Source organism: Natrinema salifodinae (assembly GCF_900110455.1).
GTDB classification, from domain to species: Archaea; Halobacteriota; Halobacteria; order Halobacteriales; family Natrialbaceae; genus Natrinema; species Natrinema salifodinae.
The window spans coordinates 765,205-791,698 of the sequence record NZ_FOIS01000004.1; the positions used below are offsets into that span (position 1 = coordinate 765,205).

Annotated in this window: 23 protein-coding genes; 8 read left to right on the top strand and 15 right to left on the bottom strand. The window is 66.8% G+C overall.

Features of this window, described 5'->3' with window-relative positions; genetic code table 11:
• Positions 1–17 precede the first annotated feature (17 nt).
• Positions 18–209, top strand: a complete 192-nt coding sequence (locus BMY29_RS18025; protein WP_049991912.1) for a hypothetical protein — start codon at positions 18–20, stop codon at positions 207–209.
• 149 nt (positions 210–358) lie between these two features.
• Entirely contained in the window at positions 359–958 is a 600-nt protein-coding gene (locus BMY29_RS18030) for a GNAT family N-acetyltransferase (RefSeq protein WP_049991911.1), read from the top strand.
• 33 nt (positions 959–991) lie between these two features.
• On the opposite strand, the gene ligA is transcribed toward BMY29_RS18030, so the two are convergent.
• The 4 genes from ligA to BMY29_RS18050 form a co-directional block, all read right to left on the bottom strand.
• Entirely contained in the window at positions 992–3,070 is a 2,079-nt protein-coding gene (gene ligA, locus BMY29_RS18035; RefSeq protein WP_049991910.1) for an NAD-dependent DNA ligase LigA, read from the bottom strand.
• A gap of 90 nt (positions 3,071–3,160) precedes the next feature.
• Positions 3,161–3,538 carry a 2Fe-2S iron-sulfur cluster-binding protein gene (locus BMY29_RS18040; protein ID WP_049991534.1) on the bottom strand — a complete coding sequence of 126 codons (378 nt, stop codon included), beginning with the start codon at positions 3,536–3,538 and terminating at the stop codon, positions 3,161–3,163.
• Positions 3,539–3,563: 25 nt separating this feature from the next.
• Complete coding sequence (locus BMY29_RS18045; protein WP_049991535.1) at positions 3,564–4,970, bottom strand: selenium-binding protein SBP56-related protein; 1,407 nt, start codon at positions 4,968–4,970, stop codon at positions 3,564–3,566.
• A gap of 71 nt (positions 4,971–5,041) precedes the next feature.
• Positions 5,042–5,434, bottom strand: a complete 393-nt coding sequence (locus tag BMY29_RS18050) for a 2Fe-2S iron-sulfur cluster-binding protein (RefSeq protein ID WP_049991533.1) — start codon at positions 5,432–5,434, stop codon at positions 5,042–5,044.
• Between the two features lie 102 nt (positions 5,435–5,536).
• Between BMY29_RS18050 and rio1 the strand changes: the two genes are divergently transcribed.
• Entirely contained in the window at positions 5,537–6,406 is an 870-nt protein-coding gene (gene rio1 / locus BMY29_RS18055) for a serine/threonine-protein kinase Rio1 (RefSeq protein WP_049991532.1), read from the top strand.
• A 42-nt stretch (positions 6,407–6,448) separates the two neighbouring features.
• Here the strand turns inward: rio1 and BMY29_RS18060 are convergent, their stop codons facing one another.
• Entirely contained in the window at positions 6,449–8,059 is a 1,611-nt protein-coding gene (locus BMY29_RS18060; protein ID WP_049991531.1) for a bifunctional metallophosphatase/5'-nucleotidase, read from the bottom strand.
• Between the two features lie 271 nt (positions 8,060–8,330).
• Here BMY29_RS18060 and BMY29_RS18065 point away from each other — a divergent pair, with 271 nt between their 5' ends.
• Positions 8,331–8,834 (top strand): metallophosphoesterase, encoded by a 504-nt coding sequence (locus BMY29_RS18065; protein ID WP_049991530.1) that lies wholly within the window; start codon positions 8,331–8,333, stop codon positions 8,832–8,834.
• Between the two features lie 27 nt (positions 8,835–8,861).
• Here BMY29_RS18065 and BMY29_RS18070 read toward each other — a convergent pair whose 3' ends face one another.
• Positions 8,862–9,626, bottom strand: coding sequence for a proteasome assembly chaperone family protein (locus BMY29_RS18070; RefSeq protein ID WP_049991529.1), 765 nt, complete (start codon positions 9,624–9,626; stop codon positions 8,862–8,864).
• A gap of 112 nt (positions 9,627–9,738) precedes the next feature.
• Here BMY29_RS18070 and BMY29_RS18075 point away from each other — a divergent pair, with 112 nt between their 5' ends.
• From BMY29_RS18075 to BMY29_RS18085, 3 genes are all read left to right on the top strand, one after another.
• Positions 9,739–10,296: a KH domain-containing protein gene (locus BMY29_RS18075; protein ID WP_049991528.1), complete on the top strand. Its 558-nt coding sequence runs from the start codon at positions 9,739–9,741 to the stop codon at positions 10,294–10,296.
• A 367-nt stretch (positions 10,297–10,663) separates the two neighbouring features.
• Positions 10,664–12,325 (top strand): thermosome subunit alpha, encoded by a 1,662-nt coding sequence (gene thsA / locus BMY29_RS18080; RefSeq protein WP_049991527.1) that lies wholly within the window; start codon positions 10,664–10,666, stop codon positions 12,323–12,325.
• 286 nt (positions 12,326–12,611) lie between these two features.
• A complete protein-coding gene (locus tag BMY29_RS18085) occupies positions 12,612–13,604 on the top strand; it encodes an ornithine cyclodeaminase family protein (RefSeq protein WP_049991526.1) in 993 nt (330 codons plus the stop codon).
• A gap of 118 nt (positions 13,605–13,722) precedes the next feature.
• Here BMY29_RS18085 and BMY29_RS18090 read toward each other — a convergent pair whose 3' ends face one another.
• The 7 genes from BMY29_RS18090 to BMY29_RS18120 form a co-directional block, all read right to left on the bottom strand.
• Complete coding sequence (locus tag BMY29_RS18090) at positions 13,723–15,165, bottom strand: sugar porter family MFS transporter (protein WP_081985502.1); 1,443 nt, start codon at positions 15,163–15,165, stop codon at positions 13,723–13,725.
• Between the two features lie 146 nt (positions 15,166–15,311).
• Positions 15,312–16,073 carry a YqjF family protein gene (locus BMY29_RS18095; protein WP_049991524.1) on the bottom strand — a complete coding sequence of 254 codons (762 nt, stop codon included), beginning with the start codon at positions 16,071–16,073 and terminating at the stop codon, positions 15,312–15,314.
• 174 nt (positions 16,074–16,247) lie between these two features.
• Entirely contained in the window at positions 16,248–17,012 is a 765-nt protein-coding gene (locus BMY29_RS18100) for a bacteriorhodopsin (RefSeq protein ID WP_049991523.1), read from the bottom strand.
• Complete coding sequence (locus BMY29_RS18105) at positions 17,009–19,285, bottom strand: methyl-accepting chemotaxis protein (RefSeq protein ID WP_049991522.1); 2,277 nt, start codon at positions 19,283–19,285, stop codon at positions 17,009–17,011. The genes BMY29_RS18100 and BMY29_RS18105 overlap by 4 nt, the downstream gene beginning before the upstream one ends.
• A 331-nt stretch (positions 19,286–19,616) precedes the next feature.
• Positions 19,617–22,265: a leucine--tRNA ligase gene (gene leuS / locus BMY29_RS18110; RefSeq protein WP_049991521.1), complete on the bottom strand. Its 2,649-nt coding sequence runs from the start codon at positions 22,263–22,265 to the stop codon at positions 19,617–19,619.
• 296 nt (positions 22,266–22,561) lie between these two features.
• Positions 22,562–22,981, bottom strand: a complete 420-nt coding sequence (locus BMY29_RS18115; protein WP_049991520.1) for an Hsp20/alpha crystallin family protein — start codon at positions 22,979–22,981, stop codon at positions 22,562–22,564.
• 63 nt (positions 22,982–23,044) lie between these two features.
• Positions 23,045–23,500 (bottom strand): peroxiredoxin, encoded by a 456-nt coding sequence (locus BMY29_RS18120; RefSeq protein WP_049991519.1) that lies wholly within the window; start codon positions 23,498–23,500, stop codon positions 23,045–23,047.
• A gap of 369 nt (positions 23,501–23,869) precedes the next feature.
• Here BMY29_RS18120 and BMY29_RS21255 point away from each other — a divergent pair, with 369 nt between their 5' ends.
• Positions 23,870–24,028 carry a hypothetical protein gene (locus BMY29_RS21255; RefSeq protein ID WP_173424939.1) on the top strand — a complete coding sequence of 53 codons (159 nt, stop codon included), beginning with the start codon at positions 23,870–23,872 and terminating at the stop codon, positions 24,026–24,028.
• Positions 24,029–24,061: 33 nt separating this feature from the next.
• On the opposite strand, the gene pheA is transcribed toward BMY29_RS21255, so the two are convergent.
• The gene (gene pheA, locus BMY29_RS18125; protein WP_049991518.1) at positions 24,062–24,874 is read right to left on the bottom strand and encodes a prephenate dehydratase; all 813 of its coding nucleotides are present in this window, start codon (positions 24,872–24,874) and stop codon (positions 24,062–24,064) included.
• Between the two features lie 94 nt (positions 24,875–24,968).
• Complete coding sequence (locus BMY29_RS18130) at positions 24,969–26,285, bottom strand: MFS transporter (RefSeq protein ID WP_049991517.1); 1,317 nt, start codon at positions 26,283–26,285, stop codon at positions 24,969–24,971.
• Positions 26,286–26,494 lie beyond the last annotated feature (209 nt).

Consider the following 26,494-nt stretch of genomic DNA (forward strand, 5'->3'; position numbering starts at 1 on the left):
AGACCCGGCGTTCGACCGTGGCATCCTTCGATCGATCCTCGAACGCGTCCCCGCTCCTCACGACGATCGGCCTGGCCGTCGCGCTCGTCGCAGTCGTCGGCACGCACGTTTTCGGCTGGGAGTTGGGATCGGGACAGCCCCTGCCGACGGTGATCGGCGTCGCCGCTGCGACCGTCGCCGTCGCGGTTGCACTCGCCAGACGGCGGTGAGCGCTGTCGCACCGTTGCGCCGTCGGACCGGAGAAGCGTTGCTTCGCGTCGGGATCGCGGAGCGGATCGAAACCGTGTCTTTAGACGACCGTCACGGGTGATGCGTTCCGACAAACAAGCTTTTCTGTAGTTACACGAATGCGCGTGGTATGTCGATCTTCCCCGCCGAGATGGAAAGCGAGCGGCTCCGATACGAGCGGCTCCACCCCGAGACGGTCGACCCGTTCGAGCTGTACGAGCACGCCCGGGCGGACGCACCCGATATTGAGGCCATCACGGAATACGTCACCTGGGACCCGTACGAAAATCCCAAGGACGCGTTCGACTGGGTCGCCGAGTGCGGGGAGCGGTTCGAGGCCGGTGAGGACGCGATCTACGTGCTTCAGCCGATGGAGGGCGACCGCGCCGGCGAGCTGGCCGGCCTCGCCGGCCTCGAACCCGACTGGGATCGCCGCTTGGGGACCCTCGGCGTCTGGCTTCGGACACCGTTCTGGGGGCGGGGGTATTCCGGCGAGCGGGCCGGTCGGCTGCTCGAACTCGCGTTCGATTGGCTCGATCTGGACGTCGTCGCGGTGACGCACGATCCCGACAACGAGAACTCGCGGCGCGCCATCGAGTCGTACGTGGAGCGGTTCGGCGGCCGCAAGGAGGGACGGATTCGCAACGACATCGTCGTCGACGGCCAGCCGCGCGATTCGATCAGGTACAGCATCTCTCGCGAGGAGTGGGAGCGGAACCGTTCCCCGTAGCGCCCCGACCGAGCGGCCCGCAGTCGGGTTCGGTTACTCGAGGTCGATCCCGCGATCGGTCAGCAACTCGCGAAACGCCGCCTCGTCGAGGATCGGCACGTCGTTCGCCTCCGCGTCCTCCAGCTTCGTCGCCCCCGGACTCTCGCCGGCGACCAGGTAGTTGGTGTTGCCCGAGACGCTGCCCGTCGCGTTTGCGCCGTGGGCTTCGACGAGTTCTTGCGCGTCGCCTCTGGTCATGGCTTCGAGCGAGCCGGTGAAGACGAAGGTGAGACCGTCGAGTTCGTCCCCGCCGACGCCGGTGTCGGCCTCCTGCGGGGAAACGTGGGCGAGCACGTCGTCGACCGCGGCGGCGTTTGCCTCGCTCGCGAAGAACTCGTGGATCGTCTCGGCGACGGTCTCGCCCACGTCGTCGACGTCCTCGAGGCGCTCGGGTTCGTTTTTCGCCGCCTGGCGAACGTCCTCGAAGGTGCCGAACTCGCGGGCGAGTTCGCGGGCGGTCGTCGGCCCGATGAGGGGGATGCCCAGCGCAGAGATGAAGTCCGGAAGGGGCGGTTCGCGGCTCGTCTCGAGCTCTGCGAGGAGGTTCTCGGCGCTGGTCTCACCCCAGCCCTCGAGGTCGGTGAGGGCCTCGCGGTCGAGTTCGTAGAGGTCCGCGACGGACGCGACCAGGCCGGCGTCGACCAGCTGGCGGACGCTCTGCTCGCCTAAACCCTCGATGTCGAGGCCGTCGTCGCTCGCGTAGTACTCGATCGATCGCCGGAGCTGCGCGTCGCAGGTCAGCCCGCCGGTACAGAACGCGATGGGGCCGTCGCGCTCGACCGGGCTGCCACAGATCGGGCAGCTGTCGGGCAGTTCGTAGTGGCCCTCGTTGGTTTTCTCGACGACCTCCTCGACGTAGGGGATGACGTCGCCCGCGCGCTGGACGCGGACGGTGTCGCCGACGTTCACGTTCTTCTCGGCGATCTCCTCCGGATTGTGGAGGCTCGCCCGCGAGACCGTGACGCCGCCGACGTCGACCGGATCGAGTAGGGCGACGGGCGTGAGCCGGCCGGTGCGGCCGACCTGGACCGCCACGTCGGCGATCGTCGTGACCTCCGCGCGGGCGGGGAACTTGTAGGCGAACGCCCAGCGGTCGTGGCGGGCCGTCCGGCCGAGTTCCTCCCGAGCCTCGCGGTCGTCGACCTTGATCACGACGCCGTCGATCTCGTAGTCCAAGTCGTCACGTTCCTCGAGCAACCGATTTCGGTAGTCGATCGCGCTCTCGATGTCGTCGACGACTTCCACGCGGTCGTTGGTCCGCAGGCCGTACTCGGGAAAGCGTTCGAGTTCGTCCCGGTGGCTGTCCTCGAGATCGCTGGCGTCGAGCACGTCGAAGTAGAAGACCGCGAGCGGCCGCTCGGCGACGATCGAGGGGTCGAGCTGTCGGATCGTGCCGGCGGTGGCGTTGCGCGGGTTCGCGAAGGGCTCCTCGCCGCGCTCGATGCGCTCGCGGTTGTGCGCCTGGAAGTCGTCCTTGGGCATGTAGACCTCGCCGCGGACGGTCAGGAAGTCGGGGTGGTCGCCGCGGAGCCGCTGCGGGACGGAGCCGATGGTGCGGGCATTGCGCGTCACGTCGTCGCCCTCGCGGCCGTCTCCGCGGGTCACGGCGCGTTCGAGGCTGCCGTCCTCGTAGACGAACTCCATCGAGACGCCGTCGAACTTCGGCTCGCAGACGTACCGGACGTCCCCGACCTCGCGGCGGACGCGCTCGTCGAACTCCCGGACGTCCGCCTCCTCCCCGCTGTTGTCGATCGAGAGCATCGGCGCGACGTGCTCGACCGTGTCAAACTCCTCAATGGGCTCGCCGCTGACGCTGCGCGTCGGGCTGTCGGGATGGTCGAGGTCGAAGGCTGCCTCGAGTTCGCGCAGCCTGGCGAACAGCGCGTCGTAGGACCGGTCGGCGATGATCGGATCGTTCTCGACGTAGTACCGGCGGTCGTGCTCGCGGATGGCCTGGCGCAACTGCTCGACCTGGCGCTCGGCCTCCGCCTCCGAGAGCTCCGCGACCGGCGCGAAGTCGGTTGGCGGATCCCGGAGGTAGGGGTTCTCCTCGTCCTCGTCGGCGACTGACATTGCCCGGGAGTAGCCGCTCGCTCCCGTTAACGTTACTGACCGCGCCGCGCCGTCGGCCTGGTCTCGGCTCGCGGAACCGAGCCGGTCGCATCACTTCCAGGGGTTGTCCACCAGTTCGGTGTGGACGCTCGCGCCGACTGCGATCCGACAGTCGGTCCGCGGCGAGGCGAGACACAGCAGCACGTAGCCGGCCTCTCGGTGTCGGTCCTTTAGCGCGCGGGGGAGCCGCCGGTACGCGAAGGCGTCGTCGACGCCGGTCTCGCTCCCGTCGCCGTCCCCGTCCGAGCGGTCCGTTCCGCCGGCCTCGAGTAACCGTCCGGTACAGGTCCCGCAGGCGCCGGTGCGACAGCCGTACGGGAGCACGGCCCCGGCGAACTCGGCGGCCTCGAGGACCGTCTCGTCCTCGCGGACGTCGATGCGTCGCGTTCGACCGTCGGGCCACTCGAGCGTCACGTCGTGGCTCGTCATGGACCCGGTCGCCACCTCGCTTCGGTCACTGCCAGACGTCGCTCGTGCAGTCGCCGTCCGGCCACCGGATCTCGTGGGCGCGGGCCGGCCCGTCGGGACACTCGCCCCAGTCGACGAGGAAGTCCTCGTCGAGTTCGAGGGTGCCGTTCCGGGGGTCGACGTCGGCCTTCAGCATCACCGAGCCCTGCTCGCCCTCCTCGGGGTAGAACTGCTCGTCCCACGAGGAGAACAGCGAGGTGGTCCAGTAGAGCCGCTCGCCGTCCAGCGAGAGTTGCACCATCTGCGGGCCGGCGGCCAGTTCGCGGCCCTGAACCTCCTGTACCTCACCGAAGGTGCCGCCGACCGACAGCGAGTCGGCCCGTCGCGGGTTCGACGGATCCGAGATGTCGTACATCCAAACCTCGCCGTGGAGCCAGTTCGAGCCGAACAGGTAGCGGTCGTCCATCGAGATCAGGATGTCCGTCGGCAGCGCGGGCACCGGCATGTCCCAGTCGGGGTGCTCGCGGGATTCGAAGTCGATCACCTTCTCCGCGCGGTACTCGCCGGCTTCCTCGTCCCGCCAGAAGTGGAAGATGTTCGACGAGAGCGCGGCTCCGACGAACCCGTGGGTCGACTCCGGCGTGTGGAGGAATCGCACCTCCAGCGGGATCAGCCCCTCCTCGCCGAGATCGATGGTCTGCTCGACCGTGCCCTCCTCCCAGTCCCAGAAGTGGAGCTGCTGTCCGTACTCCCCCGCTTCGACGTCGTCGAGGTCGAACCCGGGGTAGTAGGTCTTCGGCGCGGCCCACTCGCTGGAGACCATCACGTTCTGGCGGGGCTGGTACCAGTAATCGTAGTTCATCTCGATCTCGCCAGGCGGGTCCCACCGACCTTCGATCTCGAAGTCCTCGTTCAGTTCGAGGAAGCCGCCGGGGAGGTCGCCGTCGGCGTCCCCGAGCATGCTGATCAGGATCTGGCCGTCCGGGACGCAGTGAACGGTGTGGGGCGCCGAGAGGTCGTACTCGAAGACCTCCTCGGGTTCGATCACCTCGACTAATTCGGGATTCCGCCGGTCTTTCGCGTCGATCACGTGGATCCGCGAGGAGCGCTGGCCAGGGACGATCAGGTGTCGACGCTCGAGCCCCTCCATGTGACACGACGAGGAACAGGCGTTCCACCCGAAGTGATGGAGTTCGTCGCCGCGGTTGGGGAGTTCGATCCGGTCGACGATCTCGCAGTACGTGTCGGAGTCGGGGTCGATATCGACGACCGCTACGAAGTCGGACGCGTCGATGTCCGTCCCGACGTAGAGGCTCATCACGTAGGCCAGCTTCTCTCGGTCGCCCTCCTCGATGGCGGCCTGGGGCGTCGCGTAGCCGGGTCCCTCGTGGTCGTGGTGGTGCTCGTGGTCGTGCCCTGATTCGGCGTCGTCTGGTGTGCTCACGTCACTCATGGTGTTCCCGACCACGAACACGTAAATAAGTCTGTTCGGGGTGTCGCGTCGGGACGAAAGCGACGCGAGAGTTACGCCCACGGACTGTCGCCGACCGCCGCCCGGACCCTGGGTCCGACTTCGATGCGGCAGTCGGCTCGCGGGTGTGCGATACAGAGCAGGACGTAGCCGTCGGCCCGCTCGTCGTCCGTTAACGCCGCCGGCGACCGCCGATAGGTGAACGCGTCCGCGGGGTCGGGAGGCTGCGCGGCCCCGTCCGCGTCGGTATCGGTCTCGTCGCCGTCGGTTCCGTTTTCGAGTCCGATCAGCCGGCCGACGCAGGTGATGCAGGTCCCCTCGCGGCAGTCGTACGGCAGCCGAACGCCGCACCGCTGGGCCGCGTCGAGGACCGTCTCGTCCGCAGACGCGTCGATCGTTTGCGTTCGGCCGTCGGGCCACTCGAGGGTGACGTCGTAGCGGGTCATCGTTCGATTCGCTGGTTCGGGGCTGTCGGGGAAAAGCACTGGCGTGCGACGGACGGGCGGGAACCCAGTCTTTACCCGCACCCGGCCCGTAGGCGCGGACAGATGGGACAGGGAACGGAGTACGGCCTGGTCGACCTCGAGGAAGCGGAGACCCCGGGCGACGAGTGGGAGGAGATCGACGTCTCGGACACCGAGGCGGACCGGATCGCCCGCAAGCGCGACCGCGAGTTCAACCAGTTCCAAGAGCGGATCAAGGACGCCGACCAGTTCAAGGTCGAGCAGTCGGTGTTCGACGATGCGACGTTCGCGGCGCTGTACAAGCTGGTCCAGGACGGCTACGTCGAGGCCTTCGGCGGGCCGCTCTCGACGGGCAAGGAGGCCAACGTTTACCACGCGCTGGGCGACGACCGCGAGGTCGCGGTCAAGGTCTACCGGATCAACGCCTCGAACTTCCGGCAGATGCGCGACTACCTCGAGGGCGACCCCAGGTTCGAGGGCCTGGGCGGCAAGAAGAAAGACGTCGTCCTCGCCTGGACCAAGAAGGAGCTGGCGAACCTCCGGCGCGCGAAGAAAGCCGGCGTCCGGGTCCCGGAACCGATCGCCGCCGAGCGCAACGTCCTCGTCATGGAGTACATCGGCAACGAGGACGGCCGCGCCAGGCGGCTCGGCGAGGTCCAGATCGAGAACCCCGAGACCGCCTACGAGGTCATGCGCGAGTACATGCGCCGGCTCTATTCGGCCGGCCTGATCCACGGCGATCTCAGCGAGTACAACGTCGTCTTCGACGAGGGTCAACTCGTGCTCATCGACCTCGGCCAGGCCGTCACGGTCCACCACCCCAACAGCCGCGACTTTCTGGAGCGCGACTGCCGGAACGTGGCCAGTTTCTTCTCCCGCCAGGGGCTCGAGACCGATCCGGACGACTTACTCGAGTTCGTCACGAGTCCGGAGCCGGATCCGTCGCGCGACTGAGCTCCACCGGCCGCCGCTTCCCGACCGCCTCGAACGTCTCCCTCAGACGATTTCGATCCGCCCCTCCGTTTCGGGTGCGATGACTGCTTCCTCTCGAATCGTTTCGATCGCGAGCGCCGACAGGAGCGTCCCTTCGTCCGCGGGCACGAGCACGTCGGCGTCCGCGAGTACTTCGTAGCCGTCGCCGCCGCTCGCGACGAAATCGTTCGTGGCGAGCTCGTACGTCGCGTCGTCCGCGAGCGGCTCCCCGTCGACGGTAATCGCCTCGACGCGGTCGCCCGCGGGCGCGTCCGGCTCGTAGGCGTAGGCCATCCCGCTGACCTGCGGGAACCGGCCGTGGCCCTCCGCGACCGCGCTCACGCCGCGTTCGATCGCCTCGCGGAGGGTCGCGCCCGACACCTCGAGTTTCGCGGTGCGGTTCGGGAACGGCAGGATGTCGACGATCGTTCGCCTGGTGAGTTCGCCGGCCTCGTACAACTGATCGCTGCGGATGCCGCCGCCGTTCTGGAGCGCGACATCGGCGTCGACGTCCGCGCGCACGACGTCGGCCAGCCAGTTTCCGAGGTTCGACTCCTCGCTGCGGACGGTTTCGGTCCGCGCGTCGAGCGGCACGTCGGTCTCGCCGATCACCACGTCGAGCTCAGACTCGAGTTCGCGCTGGTAGTCCGCGAGCAGCGACCGGACGTCCTCGTGGGGGTCGACGTCCTCCGCCTCGACCTGCGCGTCGAGGTCGTACCGCTCGAACGAGTGGTCGGTGACCCCGTCGCTCCCGACGTCGAGATCCAGTTGGCCGACGTATTCGAACTCGTCGCCGACGACCGAGACGACGGCGTCGTCGATCTCCTTCGGCTCGTCGTACACCATCGCGGCGTGGTCGCCGACGGCGACGTCGATGCCGTCGACGGCTGCGACCAGATCCGCCGCGACGGGGCTGGCGAGGTGCGAGAGCAGGAGGACGACGTCCGCGCCCTCGTCCCGCAGGTCGGCGACAACCGCCTCGGCTGCGGTCTCGGGGTCGCGCACCTCGACGTGCTCGCCGACGGAGGTGACGTCGGGGGTGTCGGCCGGCGCGAGCCCGGTGATCCCGAACCGGACGCCGTCGATTTCCTCGAGGGCGTACCGCTTGGCTCCCTCCTCGGCCGCGAACACCTCGCCGGTCCGGTCGTCGCGGACGTTCGCGCTCACCCAGGTGAACTCGCTGTCGGCGACGTTCTCGCGCAGACTTGCCGGCCCGTTATCGAACTCGTGGTTGCCGAACGTGTCGTAGGCCAGCGGGCTGGCGTTGAGCAACTCGACCATGTGTTCCCCGTCGAAGACCGACGACTCGACGGACGTGTGCAGGTCGTCGCCGTTGCCGACGACCAGCGCGTTGCCCTCGGGTGCGGCCGCCGCCTGGTCCGCCATCAGGCCGAAGTAGTTCGCGACGTTGAGCGACTCCTCCAGGTCGCCCATCGAGCCGTGGAGGTGGGTGTCGTGGAGGAGTCGGACGGTCGTCGGTTCGTCGGTATCGTCTCCGCTCGAGCCGTCCGTCTCTCCGTCGGCCAAGTCCGACGTGTCGTCGAACGCACAGCCCGCCAGTGCGGCGACGCTCGCGGAGCCGACGCCTTTCAGGAGCCGCCGTCTGTCGATCCCGTCCGCGGGTTCCGATGGCATATACGAACTCCCTCGGAAGTCCCGCTAATATGTCTACTGGAATTTATATATGTAACGACGGTACGGATACGTACCGGACTGACGATCGCCGATCTGTGGGGAGATCAGGGGTCCGGTACCGAGTTCTCCGTAGTCGTACTGACCGCCGTCGATACGCGGCGGGCACCGCGATCGATTGCGGTCCGGTCGTTTCGCATCTTACTCTCGCTTGAGGCGTCACGGTTCGTCGAACGCCCGAACGCCTTAGTGGCTCGCCCTCGCGCGAACGCGTATGAACGTCGGCATCGTCTCGGACACGCACGACAACGTCGAAGCGACCGAGCGCGCGACCGAGATTTTCGAGGCGGAAGGCGTCGAGACCGTCATTCACTGCGGCGACTTCGTCGCACCGTTGATGGTGCCCTACTTCGAGGACTTCGAACTTCACGGCGTCCTCGGGAACAACGACGGCGATGTCGCGAACCTCCAGGGTGCATTCGACTCGCTGGGCGGCGAGAGCCAGCTGCACGGACGCTTCGCCGACATCGAGTTCGACGGGCTCTCGTTCGCCGTCCTCCACGGCGAACAGCTCGCAGAGGTCGAGGCGATCGCCGCCGGCGAGACCTACGACTTCGTCTGTTACGGCCACCACCACGAGCGCGAACTCTCGGCGGAGGGGCGGACGACGGTGCTCAACCCCGGTGCGCACTTCCTGCCGCAGTCCGAGGACGACCGAACCGTCGCGATCGTCGACACGCGCTCGGAGTCGGTTCGGTTCCGATCGGTACGCGAGTAGCGCCGCCGCGTCGCCGGCCCCGCCCCCTCACATGAACATCCGATCCTCCGGGAAGCTCTGATTGGCGATCCCCTCTTGCGATTCGAGCGCTTCCATGCGGTCCGCAAGTTCGGCAAAGTACCGCTGCAGTTCCGCGGCATGTTCGCGTAGCTGTTCGTCGTCGATCTCGAGTCCGTAAACGGTCTCCAGCAGGCCCAGGTACCGGAGCGCCGCTCCGAGGTCCGGACCGGGCGGGTGCGTCGGCGTAATGTACGCGCCCAGCGGCGGGGCCTCCCCTTCGAGACTGCGAGCCGTCAGTTCGCCGGCGACGCCGTCGAGGACGCCGCCGCTGGCCGGCGATACGTCCGTCCCGCCGAGCCGTCGCTCTCGGTACTCCGGCGTCGCGACGGAGAAGACGTCGTGTTCTTCCGGTCCGTGCGGATACGGGATACCGTGAAAGACGGCCAGTTCGTCGATCTCGGTCGCGTCGATCCACTCGAGGAGGCCGTCCGCGAACACGTCGGCCGCCCAGACCGGCACAAATAGCTCGCTCAGCAGGACGCAGTAGTCGCCCGCCGGCGACGTGTAGAGGCGCATCGGGTGTCGCGGTTCGCCGTCCTCGACCGGGGTGATGTCCGGGAGCCCGCGGGATCGAACGTGACCGACCTGGTCGAACTCGAGGTGCGTGACGAGGTGGTCGACCGCGGTGAGTCCCGCCAGGCCGACGTTCGAGAGGCCGACGAGCAGCGGTCCCGCGAGCGGGTCGTCGGTCGAAACGGACACTTCGTAGGTCGGATCGGGAGCCGGGGCCATGTGCGTTGCTACGCCGGACCAGCCCTTATACCACCGCCGTGGGTCTTCCCGCCGCGTCCGCCCGGGACTCGCGGACCAAGGCCTTAACCTCGCCCAGCCAGTATCGTACCGTATGCAGCACGTGAAGATTCCGCAGGACCGCATCGGCGTTCTCATCGGCGAAGGAGGCGAAACGATGCGCGAGATCGAAGCGGAAGCGGAAGTTCGACTCGACATCGACTCGGAGAACGGCTCCGTCGCCGTCGAGACCGTCGGCGATCCCGTCCGCGGCCTCAAGGGCCCCGAGATCGTCCGCGCCATCGGGCGCGGATTCGCCCCCGAGGACGCGATGCGACTGCTCGAGGACGACATGATGTTGTTCGACGTGGTCGACATCGACGCCGCCGCCCGCAACAAGAACGACATGAAACGGAAGAAGGGGCGGCTCATCGGTGAGGGCGGCCGAACCCGCGAACTCATGGAGGAACTGACCGGGGCCGACGTCGTCATCTACGGCTCGACGCTCGGGATCATCGGCGCGCCACAGGAGGTCGACGCCGTCCGCAGCGCGGCCGAGATGCTCTTAGACGGTGCGCCCCACGGTGCCGTCTACTCCTTCCTCGAGGAGAAGCACAACGAGATGAAACATCAGGGAATGGAGTACCACCGGTTCCCCGGCGGGCAGTCCTGATCGGTACGATCGGTCCGTTCGTTGCTACTTCTCATCTCGCCACGTCTCGTCTCTAATCGCTTCTTCGATAGCGTCGACTTCGATCGACCCTCGTCCTTCGCAACCGACGACGAACCGGGTTCAGCGAGTTGCTCGAACAGCCGCGGCGCCGTCCGAGGTGGTCCGTGGGAGGGAGATCGTCTCCCGAATTACTGTCGGAGCGACACGTCGGGCTCGAGGCCCTTCTCGCGTATTGCTATAAATACCAGAACTGCCATCGGATCGGAAACGCAAGACGGGGGCCGGTTTTCGGGGCCCGATTAGACCGGCAGCAAAAGAATTATATAGAATAGCAATCAATCCTTCGGTGACCATGGCACAACAGCAGATGGGCAACCAGCCCCTCATCGTTCTCTCGGAGGAGAGCCAGCGAACCTCCGGGAAAGACGCGCAGTCGATGAACATCCAGGCCGGGAAGGCCGTCGCCGAGTCGGTACGGACGACGCTCGGCCCGAAGGGGATGGACAAGATGCTCGTCGACTCGACGGGCAACGTCGTCGTCACGAACGACGGCGTCACGCTCCTCTCGGAGATGGACATCGACCACCCCGCGGCCGACATGATCGTCGAAGTCGCGGAGACCCAGGAGGACGAGGTCGGTGACGGGACGACCAGTGCCGTCGTCGTCGCCGGCGAACTCCTCAGCCAGGCCGAGGACCTCCTCGACCAGGACATCCACGCGACCACCCTCGCCCAGGGGTACCGCGAGGCCGCCGAGCAGGCCACGGAGGCCCTCGAAGAGATCGCCATCGACGTCGACGAGGACGACACGGACGTCCTCGAGCAGATCGCCGCGACGGCGATGACCGGCAAAGGCGCCGAGAGCGCCAAGGACCTGCTCTCCGAACTCGTCGTCGACGCCGTCCGCGCAGTCGCGGACGACGACGGCGTCGATACGGACAACATCAAAGTCGAGAAGGTCGTCGGCGGCTCCATCGAGAACTCGGAGCTCGTCGAGGGCGTCATCGTCGACAAGGAGCGCGTCTCCGAGAACATGCCCTACTTCACCGAGGACGCCAACGTCGCGATCATCGACGGCGACCTCGAGGTCAAGGAGACCGAAATCGACGCTGAGGTCAACGTCACCGACCCCGACCAGCTCGAGCAGTTCTTAGAGCAGGAGGAGGCCCAGCTGCGCGAGATGGCCGAGCAGATCGCCGACGTCGGCGCCGACGTCGTCTTCGTCGACGGCGGCATCGACGACATGGCCCAGCACTACCTCGCCCAGGAGGGCATCATCGCGGTCCGCCGCGTCAAGTCCAGCGACCAGACCCAGCTGGCCCGCGCGACCGGTGCTCGCCCCGTCTCGAACGTCGACGACCTGACCGAGGACGACCTCGGCTTCGCCGGCAGCGTCGCCCAGAAGGAGATCGCCGGCGACCAGCGCATCTTCGTCGAGGACGTCGACGACGCCAAGGCCGTCACCCTCATCCTCCGCGGCGGCACCGAGCACGTCATCGACGAGATCGACCGCGCCATCGAGGACTCGCTGGGCGTCGTCCGGACGACCATCGAGGACGGCAAGGTTCTCGCCGGCGGCGGCGCGCCCGAGATCGACCTCTCGCTCGCGCTCCGTGACTACGCCGACTCCGTCGGCGGCCGCGAGCAACTCGCCGTCGAGGCCTTCGCCGACGCGCTCGAAGTCATCCCGCGCACGCTGGCCGAGAACGCTGGACTCGACCCCATCGACTCGCTGGTCGAACTGCGTAGCGCCCACGACGGCGGCGACACCGCTGCCGGCCTGGACGCCTACACCGGCGACACCATCGACATGGACGCCGAGGGCGTCTACGAGCCGCTGCGCGTGAAGACCCAGGCCATCGAGTCCGCCACCGAGGCGGCCGTCATGCTGCTGCGCATCGACGACGTCATCGCCGCGGGCGACCTCGCCGTCGAGGACAACGACGACGACGAGGAGATGCCCGGCGGCCCCGGCGGCGGCATGGGCGGCATGGGCGGTATGGGCGGCGGCATGGGCGGCATGATGTAAGCCGGCCGGCCACGAGCCACCCACACACCGACCACCTGCACCGCGCCACGCTGGCGCGCGTTTGTCGGACCGATCATCGATCAACCGCGACGGCCCATCTCTCCGACTCGCGTCGGCCCCGCTTTTCGCCGACCGTTCGCGGACCACGCTCCCGAATTTCCGTTTTCGCGCTTCGATCGCACTCCCGCAGTCCGCCGTCCGCCGACGCCGATTTCGACCTGCTTGGGAGTCTCCCGCACCGTAACGGGTAGTACGACTTAAGTGGCCGCTCGCAAAATCTGCCGTCATGAACACGCTTCTACTGGACAGCGACGCGGTCGACGACCACGCGCGCCTGGCCGACGTCATCGACGCGGTCGAGGGGGCGTTCGGGGCCTTCGAGCGCGGCGACACGCAGATGCCCGCGAAGTCCTACATCGACCTGCCCCGGTACAACGGGGACTTCCGGTCGATGCCCGCCTACCTCGACACGGGCGAGTGGGACGCGGCCGGCGTGAAGTGGGTCAACGTCCACCCGGACAACCCCGCGGACCACGACCTGCCGACGGTCCTGGGGACGATGATCTACTCCGATCCCGAGACCGCGTTTCCGCTCGCGATCATGGACGGGACGACGCTCACGATGAAACGGACCGGCGCCGCGGCCGCCGTCGCCACCGACCAGCTGGCCGTCGAGGGCGCCTCGAGCCTCGGCCTGGTCGGAGCCGGCGTCCAGTCGTACACGCAACTCGAGGCGATCAGCGAGGTCCGCCCGATCGAGAAGGTCGTCGTCTCGGATCCCGACGAGGACCGCGTCCAACGGTTCGTCGAGACCTACGAGGACCGGTTCGAGGTTCGCGCCGGATCGATCGCCGAGGCCGGTAGCTGCGACGTTCTGTCGACGGTGACGCCGGTCGAGGACCCGATCGTGGGGCTAGACGACGTCGGCGAGCACACGCACGTCAACGCCATCGGTGCCGACGCCGAGGGGAAACACGAACTGACCGACGAACTTCTGGAGGCGGCTCGGATCGTCATCGACGACCACGAGCAGTGTACCCACTCGGGCGAGATCAACGTCCCGTACGGTGAGGGAACCCTGACCGACGCGGACATCTACGGCGAGATCGGCGAACTCGTCGTCGGTGCGAAGGCAGGCCGGACCGACGATACCGGGATCACGGTCTTCGACTCGACCGGGCTCGCGATCCAGGACGTCGCGGCCGCCCGCGTAGTCTACGAGAACGCCAGTGCGGACGGCGACGGCTACGAGTTCGGAATGATCGACACCGATCAGTAGCCGCCCGGCCGTCCTCGCGTCGTCGTCTCCGTTCCGCTCGCGACGGCGCACCGTCTCTCCCCGCTATCTTCGGCGAAAAAGCAGCGTGATCGCGGACCGCAATCGGTAGACTGCGGTGTCAGTCGTCAGACTTCGCGGTTCCAGCCTGGTCGCCGCCGGCATCGCGACCGACCGCCGTCTCGCGGAGATCGGCCTCGATCTCCTCGAGCGACCGTCCTTTCGTCTCGGGGACGAGCTGGTAACAGAAGCCCAGCGCGAACAGGGAGAGCAGGCCGTACAGCCAGAACGTGCCGGACTGCCCGAGCGTGTCGACCAGGCCGAGGAAGGTCAGCGAGACGATCAAGTTGCCGGCCCAGTTGATGACCGTGACGACGCCCATCGCCGTCCCCCGAACTTCCATCGGGTAGATCTCGGAGATCATCAGCCAGAAGACCGGGCCGAGACCGATCGCGAAGCTGGCCACGTACAACATTAGGCTCCCGGTCGCAACCCAGCCGATGGTGCCGGAGAGGCCGGGCAGGTAGAACACGATCCCGAGGATCGCCAGCATGACGGTCATGCCGGCCAGGCCCGAGAGCAACAGCGGGCGGCGGCCGGTGCGGTCGATCAGCAGGACCGCGACGACGGTCATGGCGACGTTGACGGCACCGATGCCGACGGTCGCGAGGATCGACGCGCTGTCGCCGAAGCCGGTCGACTCGAGGATCGTCGGCGCGTAGTACATGACCGTGTTGATGCCGGTCACCTGCTGGAAGGCCGCCAGGCCGACCCCGACGACCAGCATCGGTCGCACCCACGGCTGAAGCAGGTCGCTGAGGGTGCCGGATTCGGTGTGGATCGTCTCTTTGATCTCCTGCAGTTCGGCGTCGATCTGGCTCTCGACGCGGGTCTTGGACAGCACTTCGCGGGCGTCGGTTTCGCGGCCCTGCTCGTAGAGCCAGCGGGGGCTCGCGGGCATGAAGAGCATACCGACGAAGAGGACGGCCGCGGGGACCATGCCGAGGCCGAGCATCCAGCGCCACTCGCCGCCGGCGGAGAACGCGTAGTTGACGAGATACGCGATGAGGATGCCGCTGGTGATCGTCAGTTGGTTCAGCGAGACCAGCGAGCCGCGGATCTTCGGCGGTGCGATCTCGGAGATGTACAGCGGGCCGACGACGGAGGCGAAGCCGACCCCGATGCCGTCGATGATCCGACCGATGATCAGCACCTCGGCGGTCGGGGCGATCGCCATGATGAGCGAGCCCACGAAGAAGATGACGGCCCCAACGAGGATGAGCCGCCGCCGACCGAGGCGGTCAGCGATCCGACCGCCGACGGCTGCACCGATGATCGCGCCGACCATCGCCCCGCTGACGATGATCCCTTCGATGAACGACGCGCTGAACGAGACGCCGAACAGCGTCGTTAGGTCGAACGTGTTTCGAATGTACAACATCGCGCCAGAGATGACGCCGGTGTCGAATCCGAACAGTAGCCCGTTGAGCGCGGCCAGGGCCGCGACGACGTAAACGAACGGATTCCGTCCATTACCGGTCGCTCCTGTGTGTGTCGTCGACATTGCTATTTGCTATTGAAGATTGTTTCAGACCATAGTTAACAAACCCACCGATCCTCGCTCAGATATGTAATCAAATTATATTATCTACCTTTCCGACTGACTATAATTGTGGTCCGCTACCTCGTGACGAGATATCGAGTTTCACGTTACCCGAGTCGACGGGGGATCGATCCCGTCATATCGAGCTCTTTGCAGTAGTGAGCGATGCACTCGCTCGTCGGTTGCGGAAGATTAGCCGCTTCGAACATCGTGTTTTCGCCGATCGTCACGGCCGCGGGCTGGAGCGGCCACGGGTCGTGGGAGATCTCACCGGACAGGATGCCGTCCGACTCCGGCGCGTAGAACCGGCGCCGCGCCGTGAGCCAGTAGTCGAGGGAGTCCGGCTCCGCGGTGAAAACCTCCCCATCCGGTCGGTAGGTCGCGGCGAACCGGGCGGGAGCGCCGCCTTCAGTCTTCGACGCCGTGCGCTCGCTGGCGAAGGCGACATGATCGTTTTCTGTCGCGCCCACGCGCATCCGCGCGCGATAGACGGGTAATCGCGTCGTCCGCCCGACCGCCGCGGCGATTAGCGGACTCCCGACGTCGATGCTGAAGAAGAACAGGCCGGGGTCGCCCCGATACCTGACGTACGTCCGCACGTTGAGTTCGGCGAAGGCCAGGCGCGCGATCGACGGCGTCCCCCGGAGCCCGACGTTCGTGAGCACGAACGGGACCACGCTCAGCCAGGCGCGGCCGTCTCGCGTCTCGAGGGTCAGCTGACTCGGCACGTGGGGCCGGAGCTCGTCGGGATCGACCGGCCAGTGAACGAACAGCCCGTCCCGCCACGTCATCGAGGCGACGTGAGGTGCTTTCGGCGACGACCCGTCTGCGAACGTCCATCGGAAGGGATCCGTGCGTTGTTCGATCATCCTCGAACCAACAGGTGCTGTCGAACCCGTACGACGGACCGGCGTATAAAATGGATAGGCAGCTGTTAGGTCCGATGGCGGTTCAGCCCTCGTTGGAGTCTCGAAAAAGAGCGCGAATCGCGGATCCGCGGAGTGGGAATCAAACCCGTGAAATCACGGGCCCGGAAGCGGTCGTCAGTCGGCCGGATCGATACCCGGTTCGGAGCCCGTCTCGAGGGTGACGCCGCCCGACCCGTCGTCGCCCGCGTCGGTCGATCCGCTGCCGTCGATCACCTGGTCCATGGCGTCGGTCGCGCGCAACACGAGAATCCCGAACCCGATCCGGGTGAGGGCATCGAGATAGGCCGCGAAGAAGATCCCGCTGAAGGCGTCGAGCAGCCCCAGTCCCTGACGGGAGACGAAGCCGATGACCAGGTAGAACACCCACAGCAGCACCAGTAGGTTCCGGAGCTTTCCGTAGAGGAGGACCCGTTCGCCGCTCTGTTCGCTGGAGCGTCTCGTGAGCGGCCAGACGATCAGGTAGACGAGCGCAGCGAGGGATCCGATCGTGACGAGGCCAGCCGCCGCGTTCAGCGGCGGTTCGAGGAGATAGCGCGCAGCCGTCGAGCCGACCCACGCCGCGACCAGAACGGCCGTCGCGACCAGCGTCCGCCGGCTGGCTCCGGCGATCCACCCGGCGACGACGACCATGATGATCGTCGCGACCAGGTAGTCGATGTACCTGGTCATCGGGATCGGCTGGCCGCTCGCGGTCGTGATCCGGAACAGTTCGAGCGACATCCCGAGGTTCGAGAGCGCGAGCGTCCCGCAGATGATCGGGACCGGGAGGTAGTACCGCCGCTTCCCCGAGGGTAGCAGCGCGATCCACCCGAGGAAGCCGACGATTGCGGCCGTCATCACGTAGAAGGCGATCCGGTAGAGCTGGAGTTCGGGGATCATCGGCTCTCACCTCCTTGGTCCGTCCCCGCGGGAGCGGCGGCTGGATCCGCCTCCGGTTCGGTTCCCGTCGAGACGGAGAATTCGTCGACCGCGTCGGCCAGGTCCGCCGCCCGCTCGTCGAGCCGCGTCGCCTCGGCCGAGACGTCGCTGATCGTCGCGGTTGTCTCCTCGGCGGCCGCCGCCACCTGCTGGGCCTGCGAGGTCGTCTCGTCGGCGACGCTGGCGACGTCCTGGACGATCGTCGCCAGTTCCTCGGCGGAGTCGGCCTGCTCGTCGGTCGCCTGGTCGATCTCCTCGACGCCGGCGGCGACCTGTTCGATTTCGGTTGCGATCCGATCGAGCTTCGCCGAGAGATCGTCGACCTGCTCGGTAGCGGTGCCGATAGTCGTCTCGGCTTCCTCGATCTGTACTGCGCTCGTCGCCGCCCGCCCTTGTATCGATTCGATCATGCGTTCGATGTCCTCGACTGCCGCCTGCGTCTGTTCGGCGAGTTCCTTGACCTCGTCGGCGACGGCCTGAAAGCCGCCGCTCTCGCTCGAGGCGCTTTCGGACCGGGCGGACTCGATGGCCGCGTTCAACGCGAGCATGTTGGTCTGGGCGGCGATCTCGTCGATGAGTTCGACGACTTGCTGGATCTGTTCGGCCTCGTCGTCGAGCGAGCGGACCGTCTCCGCGACGGCTTCCGTTCGCTCGCTGGCCGCGTGCATCTCCGCGGTCGTCTCGGCGGCCGCCCGCTGGCCGTCCGTGGCCAGTTCGTCGACTGCGCTGGACTGTTCGGCGATGGTACTCGTCGCGGCGGCGACCTCCTCGACTGTCGCGGACATCTCCTTGACCTCGGTCGTCGCCATCGACAGGTCCTCGGCCTGGCTCGCGGAGCCGTCCGAGATCTCCTGGACCGACGTGCTGACCTCCTGGCTCGCCCGCCGGATCTCGTCGGAACTACTCTGGACCTCGGTGCTCGTCTGAGCGACGTCCGCCGAGATCTCCGTGACCTGCGCGATCGCGTCCTCGAGGTCGGCGATCATCTCGTTGAACGCCTCGGCGATCGACACCATCGCGTCGTGGTCGGTCTTGGGCTCGAGTCGCTGTTCGAGGTCGCCGTCGGCACACGCCGCCATGACCTCGCTGTAGCGCTCGGCCTCGGTCTCGAGTTCGTGGTTGCGCCGTTCGGTCCGCTGTTGGGCCTCACGGGCGCGTTCGCGCTGACTCTCGAGATCGGTGAGCGTCTCCCGCAAGGAGTCCCGCATCGAGGCGAACGAGCCGTAGAGGACGCCGACCTCGTCGACCCGGTTGGTCTCGAAGTCGACGGCGAGGTCGCCGTTCCCCATCCGCTCGGCCTTGTTCCCGAGTTGCCGGAGGTTCAGCGAGACGTTTCCGCCCATGACGACGCCGACGAGACCGAGATGGAGAACGAAGACCATGAGCAGGGCGAGCAGCGACGACGTCGCGGTCAGCTGCGGGCCGTAGACGGCCGTCGCGGTGTCGTAGGTCGTGACCGTCAGCGGCTCGCCGCCGGCGTCGATCGTCGCCGCCGTCGCCGCGAACTCCGTGTCGGTGCCCTCGGGGACGCCGGTCGCGACGCCGTCTCCCGCCGTCGGGATCGCGGCGAGCACCGCGTCGTCGCCGACCGACGCCTCGTGGCCGACCGCCGCGATCGGCTCGCCGTCGGCGTCGGTGACGACCGTCCGGGCGCTCCCGTCTCCGTCCCCGCCGGTTTCGAGGATCGACGCGAACGCGTCGACGGGAGCCGAAACGGCCACGTACCGCTGCTCGCCGTCGACGTCGGCGACGAACGAGAGGACCGAGTCGTCGGTCGTCAGCCCCTGATGGGGACTGCTCGGCCCGTCCGTCGCACCCTCGATTCCGGCCGTCGCGAAGAAATTCTCGCCGACGGCCGCGTCGTCGCTACTTGCGAGGACGCTCCCGTCGCCGTCGAGATAGTGTATTTCCGCGACCCGATCCGATCGCGCCGACTGCACCGCCGCGAGTCGCTCGCCAACCGCGCCCGACTCCCCCTCCTGGACGACCGCGTCCGTCGCCAGGCCGGACGCCGTTTCGGCATTGGTCTCGAGCCAGGCGCCGGCGACGTCGCTGCGGTCGTCGGTCCGGTCGCTGAAGTGGCCCTCGGCTTCCGGGCCGACGGAACCGGTGACGTGGCCGAAGAAGAGCCCGGTGACGAGAATCGACATCACGGCGACCACCAGGAAGAGCAGTCCGATCTTTACGCTGTACGTTTCTCTGAGCCGATCAGGGATATAGTCCTCAAGTGCCATATTGTCACATGCGTGGTTCGAGCAGCGCGACGCTGCTCGGTGCCTTCTCGACTACTGCTCACCCACACCAATTGAATGTATCGATTAGCTTGATTTTCTCGATAGTGTGTCAGTTACGATCGTGTCACAATTCCATCGCCAGCCGTTGACGACCGAATATCATTTCTCTCGCAATAGTGTCGAATGAACTAAAATTTCGTTTACGAGCAACAGCTTCGGGACCGATGGCGCAACCCCGCTTCGAATCCGTTTTTCGTCCCGTGTCGACGGGAAAACAGCGGTCGGTTTCGCTCGTCGAGCCGCGGGACCGAGAGCGGCTCGGATCGCGGCGTCAGTCGTCGATCTCGATCGCCGGCCGGCCGGGCTCGGCGTTCGCGAGCACGTCGTCGTCGGCTTCGTCGGCCCGGACGACGGTCACCGGCGCCTCGAACTCGCGTTCGATCAGCCAGGCGGCCGACTCGAGGGCCGCGTGCTCCGCCTCGGGGGCCAGCGTCATCGAGAGCGCCTCCCGTTCGGCCTGGAGGTCCTGGCCGTAGTCGGCGGCGGCGTCACCCTGTTCGCGGATGTGCGATTCCTGCATGAGCTCGCCGATCAGGTTGTCGGCGTCGCTCTCGATCGCGATCTCTAAGGCGTCGTACTTCCACTCGGGCGCGATGACGACGTCGATCGCCTGCGGGTCCTCGATGCCGGCCACCTCGACGATGTCGCGGATGTCCTCGCGCGTGTTCTCGACCAGGCGCCGTCGATTGGCGACGCGGTCGCGGTCGATCTCGGCGGTCGGCCACGGGGCGTCGGCGACGAACCCGTCGTTGCCCAGTTCCGCGTACAGCTCCTCGGCCAGGTGGGGTGCGACCGGCGAGAGCAGGCGGACGACGGCCGACAGCCCGCGCTCGTACGTTTCGGCGTGGGGCTCGGTGTAGTCGGCGTACTGGCGCAGCGTTCGCGTCAGATCCTGGGTCTCGCGCAGGGCCTTGTTGAACGTCAGGTCGTCGTACTCGTCGGTGGCGATGGCGATCGTGGCGTCGATTTCGGCGTCGACGTAGCTCGCGATCGCGTCGTCGTCGCCATCGGGTCGATCGGCGACGAACTCCTCGACCATCCCCTGCAGCCGGGTGAGGAAGGCGTAGGTCGATCGGACGCCCTCTTCGCTCCAGTCGAAGTCGCGCTCGGGTTGGGCGGCCTGCATCATGAACAGGCGGGCGGTGTCGGCGCCGTACTCCTCGACGATCCGCTGGGGCGAGACGACGTTGCCCTTCGACTTGGACATCTTCTCGCCCTCCAGCTGGACCATCCCCTGGGCCAGCAGGTTCGTGAACGGCTCGCGGTGTTCCAGCCCCTCGTGGTCGGCCAGCACCTTCGTGAAGAACCGCGAGTACAGCAGGTGCATCACGGCGTGTTCGATGCCGCCGACGTACTGGTCGACGGGCATCCAGTCGTTGGCCTGGTCGCGGTCGAAGGGTGCGTCTTCGAGGCCGGGCGAGACGTACCGCAGGAAGTACCACGAGGAGTCGACGAAGGTGTCCATCGTGTCGGTCTCGCGGGTCGCCGGACCACCGCAGTCGGGACACGTGGTCTGCTTCCACTCCTCGGCGGCGTCCAGCGGATTCCCGGTCGTGTTGATGAACTCGGGCAGCTCGACCGGCAGGTCCTCTTCAGGAACCAGCACGGGGCCGCAGTCGTCGCAGTGGACGACCGGAATCGGCGTCCCCCAGTAGCGCTGGCGGGAGATACCCCAGTCGCGCAGCTGGTACTGAGTCGTCTCCTCGGCGCTCTCGATGTCCTCGGTCAGCCGCTTGCGAGCGGTCTCGCTGTCGAGGCCATCGTAGTCGCCGGAGTTGATCAGGACGCCGTCCTCGGTGAACGCCGCTTCCTCGACGTCGGGCGCCTCGGGCTCCTCGTCGCCCTCGGGTTCGGGTGCGATGACGGGGACGATGTCCAGGTCGTGTTTCTCCGCGAAGGCGTGGTCGCGCTCGTCGTGGCCGGGAACGGCCATCAGCGCGCCCGTCCCGACGTCCGAGAGGACGAAGTCCGCGACGTAGATCGGGATCTCGTCGCCGGTAACGGGATTGGTCGCGGTCAGCCCGGTCTCGACGCCGTTGGGCTCGTCGCCGTCGGGGTCGGCCTCCTCTTCGATGAAGCGCCGAACGTCGTCGTTCTCCTCGGCCAGCTCCTCGCTGATCGGGTGGTCCGGCGCGAGCGCAAAGAAGGTCGCCCCGTGGATGGTGTCGATGCGGGTAGTAAAGGCCGTGACGGGGCCGTGCCCCTCGATATCGAAGTCGACCTCGCTCCCGAACTGACGGCCGATCCAGTTGCGCTGCATCTGCCGGACCGAGTTGGGCCACCCCTCCAGGTCGTCGATCGCTTCGAGCAGTTCGTCCGCGTACTCGGTGATCTGCAGGAACCACTGCTCGAGCTCGCGCGTCACGACGGGCGTGTCACACCGCCAGCAGAGCTCGTCCTCGCCCTCGACCTGCTCGTCGGCGAGGACGGTCTCGCAGTGGGGACACCAGTTGACCTCGGCGTCGCGGCGTTCGACCAGGTCCTCCTGATAGAAGCGCTCGAAGAGCCACTGGTTCCACTGGTAGTACTCGGGCGTGCAGGTGGTGACCTCCCGCTCCCAGTCGTAGCCAAAGCCCATCGCGTTCATCTGGTCGCGCATCGTCTCGATGCAGTCGAACGTCCAGTCGCGGGGGTTCGTGTCGCGCTCTTTAGCCGCGTTTTCCGCGGGAAGGCCGAAGGCGTCCCATCCCATCGGATGGAGGACGTCGTCGCCCTGCATCCGTCGGAAGCGGGCGTACGCGTCCGTGATCGTGTAGTTGCGGACGTGTCCCATGTGGAGCTTGCCGGACGGATACGGGTACATCCCCAGGACGTACGTCGGATCGTCGACGTCGTCGGGCGTCCGATAGACGTCCGCGTCGTCCCACGCCTCTTGCCAGCGCCGTTCGACCGTCGCGTGGTCGTATCCCGCGTCGCTCATTTGCTTATATACGTATGGGGGTGTCCCCGCCCTATACCTTTCCATACAACTGTCGGTCGACGGGACGATTCACCGCTCGCGCGGGCGAATTCCGCGGCTGCGGTCCCGGCGGTGACCGGGCCGATCCCGGTTCGTCGGTGAGGACTGACGTCCCTCGCGCTCGCGGACCGGCCTGGCCGACGCGATCTCGACCCGGTCTCCGCAGGAACGCCTGGTCGGCCGAACTCGGTACCAAAACTGATCGGCGGGACGCGGGAGGGCTTTGGCTGCGTCGAACGAGCGGCTCCCGCGATCGCTTACTCGATGTCGATCCGCTTCGAGTCGTCGCTGCCCGAGACTTTCGGCAGCCGGACCGTCAACACGCCGTTCTCGAAGCCGGCGGCGACCGCCTCCTCGTCGACCGGCTCCGGCAGGCGGATCCGCCGGCTGGCCGACGTCTCGGTCCGTTCGCGCCGGAGGTACCGGCCCTCGGCGTACTCCGCTTCGCCCGTCCGGTTGGCTTCGAGGCGCAGCGTGCCGTCCGAAAGCGTCAGATCGATGTCGTCGGTCTCGTAGCCCGGCAGGTCGGCCGTGACGACGTACTCCTCGCCCGTATCGGCGACGTCGACCGGCACCGAGCCCGGGACCTGGAGCCCGCCGGCGGTCATTCCCTCCTCGACCTGGCGGCTCACGCGGTCGAGCATCTCCTCGATATCGTTGAACGGGTTTCGTCGCATACTCCGTACTAGGTTCCCAACGGGGATAAATTCTGCCCGCAGTGCGACGACAGAAGAGCGCACTTACTCGGGCAGCGTCACCAGGCCGTCGTCGAGCGCGTCCATGAGAACGTCGCGCGCGTGCCCGTCCGGATCGACGCCCTCGTAGACGGCCTGGACGTCGCCGTCGGCCAGCAGGAACGTCGTCCGCGGGGCCGCCCCGCCCTGAATCTCAACACCGAACGCGTCGGCGATCTCCCCGTCGGGGTCCGCCAGCAGGTCGAACTCGAGTCCCTCAGACTCGCAGAAGTCACGATGGGAATCGACGTCGTCCGTCGAAACGCCGTAGACGCCGACGTCGGCCTCCCGGTAGGTCTCCAGTTCGCGCTGGAACTGGTTGGCCTCGATCGTACAGCCAGGCGTGTCGTCTCGCGGATAGAAGTAGAGGACCGTCGGCTCCTCGAACGCGAGGGTGCGTTCCTCGCCGGCCTGGTTGCGTGCGGTCACGGTCGGCGCGTCGTCGCCGGCAGCGAGTGGCATACTCGTGGTACCGCGGGGCGCGGAAAACCGTTTGCGGTGGTCGAGCGCCGGTGTCGACCGGCGGGCACGCAAGCGGCGAGTCGCTATCGATCGGGCCCGCCGCTCGCCGTCTGCCAGCCGGTACAAGTATTCTTTCCCGATTTACATTGCGTGTGGACCCTCAGTAGCTATTATAGATATGCCGTCGTAGCCGTGAGTGCAGTGTGCTCGTGTCCGGGTTGGGGTAGTGGCCGATCCTTCAGCCTGTGCGGGCTGAGACGCGCAGTTCGATTCTCGCACCCGGACCTCACCGTTCGTCTCGCCGCTTCGTTCCCGGATATTTCTGCCCGATTCGGGCGTCTTAAGACTCCGCTCGCGCGAAGACGGACTATGACCGACGTCGTTCTTCACACCGGTGCGGAGCATCCCGATCTCCTGTGGGTTCTCGTCCCTTCGTTCCTCTCGTTCCTCGCGGGGCTCGGCGCGGCCACCTACGCCGACCGAGTCCGGGCGTGGCTCCGTCCCGAGACCGGTGCGACGGCCGAGTGACCGTTCGCTCGACAGGATCGAATCGTCCCCGAGTTATTCGACGACGTGTTCGGTATCGTACGAGCCGAGCCGCCGGACCCAACCGTTCTCGGCCAGGGCTTCGAGGTCTTCGATCGCCTCCTTCGTCCGCGACTCGTAGAGGCCGGCTTCGAAGTCGACGTGGAAGACGTAGTCGCCCAACCGCTGGCCGCTCGGCCGCGACTCGACGCGGGTCAGGTTGATGTCGCGATCCGCGAAGGGTTCCAGTAGCTCGAGCAGGAGGCCGGGGTAGTTGGCATTCGGGTAGACCACCAGCGAGGTCTTGCCGCCGCCCTTCGAACGTTCCTCGGCGGGCGCGAGCGCGAAGAAGCGCGTCGCGTTCGAGTCCTGGTCCTGAATGTCCTCAGCTAACACCTCGAGGTCGCCGCTCGCGTTCGCCGGGTGGCCGATGCCCGCGACCGAGGGGTCGTCACGGGCGAACTCGACGCCCTGGGCCGTGCTCGCGACGGCTTCCAGGGTCGCGTCGGGATACTCGCGATCGAGGTAGGTGCGACACTGAGCCAGCGCCTGGGAGTGGCTGGCGACGGTGTCGAACTCGGGGCCCTGGGCGAGCAGGGCGTGCCGAATCGGAGTGACGATCTCCCGGACGACCGCGACGTCGTAGTCGGCGATGGCGTCGAGGCTCTCCGTGACGGAGCCCTCGATGCTGTTCTCGATGGGAATGACGCCGCGGTCGTACTCGCCGCTGGCGACGGCGTCGACGATGGCTGTCACCGACTGCCGGAAGTCGATCTCGTCGTCGTCGGCGATCGCGCTCGTCGCTCGATGCGAGTAGGTTCCTTCGGGTCCCAGCGTGACTGCAGCCATTGCATGATGATACCAGGGTACGGGTCAAAAGACCGTCGGGTTTCGCGACGGGTCGGTGATCATCGCGGTGGCAGTGCCAGTGACGGTGCCGATGTCAGTCGTCTGTCGGGGTTCTGGAAGCGCTGCCACCGGTCGCGGCGACGAACCCGTCCTCCGCCGCCCGCTCTGCGACGTGAGGCTGGAAGACCCAGGAACACAGCGCCAGGATCGGGATCATGGTGACCGCGACGACCGCGTACCCGACGTGGAGGTTCGGCAGGAACGGCGCGGCGAAGATCAGCGGATAGATGGAGCCGCCCGACGACCCGATCCCGCCGACGACGCCGGCGACGGTGCCCGAACTGTTCGGGAACATTGCGGGCACCTGCGCGAAGATCGCGCCCTCGGCGAACGCACAGCCCAGGCCGACGACGAAGCCGGCGACGACGGCGACGTAGATATTGCCGGTCAAGCCGGCGGCCGTCATGCCGACCATGGCGCACACGACGAACACGAGCGTCGCGAAGGTCCACTGTTCGCGGTAGCGGCCCGGAAACCACGGGAGGATGTCCTTTTCCTTCCGTGCGACGAGGTCGCTAACGTAGCCGCCGATCGGCCGGAGCAACCCCGCCGCGATCGAGAACGTCGCCGCGAACGTCGCCGCGATCACGATGTCGCTCTGGCCGAACGCCTCGCGGTAGTACGTTCCGAGCCAGCCGTTCATCGCCAGTTCCAGACCGAAGGTCATGACGTACGCGACCGAGAGCACGACCGCGCCGTAGCGAGTCGCGATGTGGAGCCACTGGTCTAGGCTGACGCTATCCTTGGTCGCCTGGCGCTTTTGGTCGCTCTTCGCGGCATCGCCGAACACGAAGTAGCAAACGCCGACGACGACGGCGAGGGCGCCGGTGTAGAAGAACGCCGCGCGCCAGTTGGCCGCGAACAGCGGGCCGCTGTACCCCTCGCCGAAGAGCCGCGGGAGGGTAAAGTACGCCCCGAGGCCGGCGCCGGCGTTGCCGATTCCGGCGAAGATTCCCTCCGCCGTACCCAGTTCCTCCGCTTCGAACCACTCGGAGACGTGCTGGATGCCGATGACGAAGGTGATCCCCGCCAGCGAGGCGACGATCCGCGAGGCCGTGAACACCTCGTAGGTCTGTGCGAAGGCGCTGACGATCGAAAACCCCCCGACCAGGATCATCGTGCCGCCGGCCGTCACCGGCGCGCCGAACCTATCGGTGAGCGGCCCGACGAGAATGCGACCGAGCGGCACCGCGATGACGGCCGCACTCGAGACGATCCCGAGTTGTGCCATCGACAGCCCGAACTCGTCCGCGATCACGCCCGTGAACGGGGCGAAGGAAAACCAGATGACGAACCCGAGATTGAACATCACCGTCGCGAGCGCCAGGTTTTTCCACTTCCCGTCGATCATGCGACCATCTCACCTCCGCTGGTCGCGACCGAACGTAACCGACTGCCCTCGGAATTCGACGCACAATCGAACTCTATTCTTGCAATATAGTGTCCACATGGTGCCATATTCTGGTCTAAGGTGGGCATTTGATGTTATATAAGCGTACTCACTAGACGATCCCAACAATATCCGGTACGCCTATCACACTAAACGTCCTTTAATAGTGT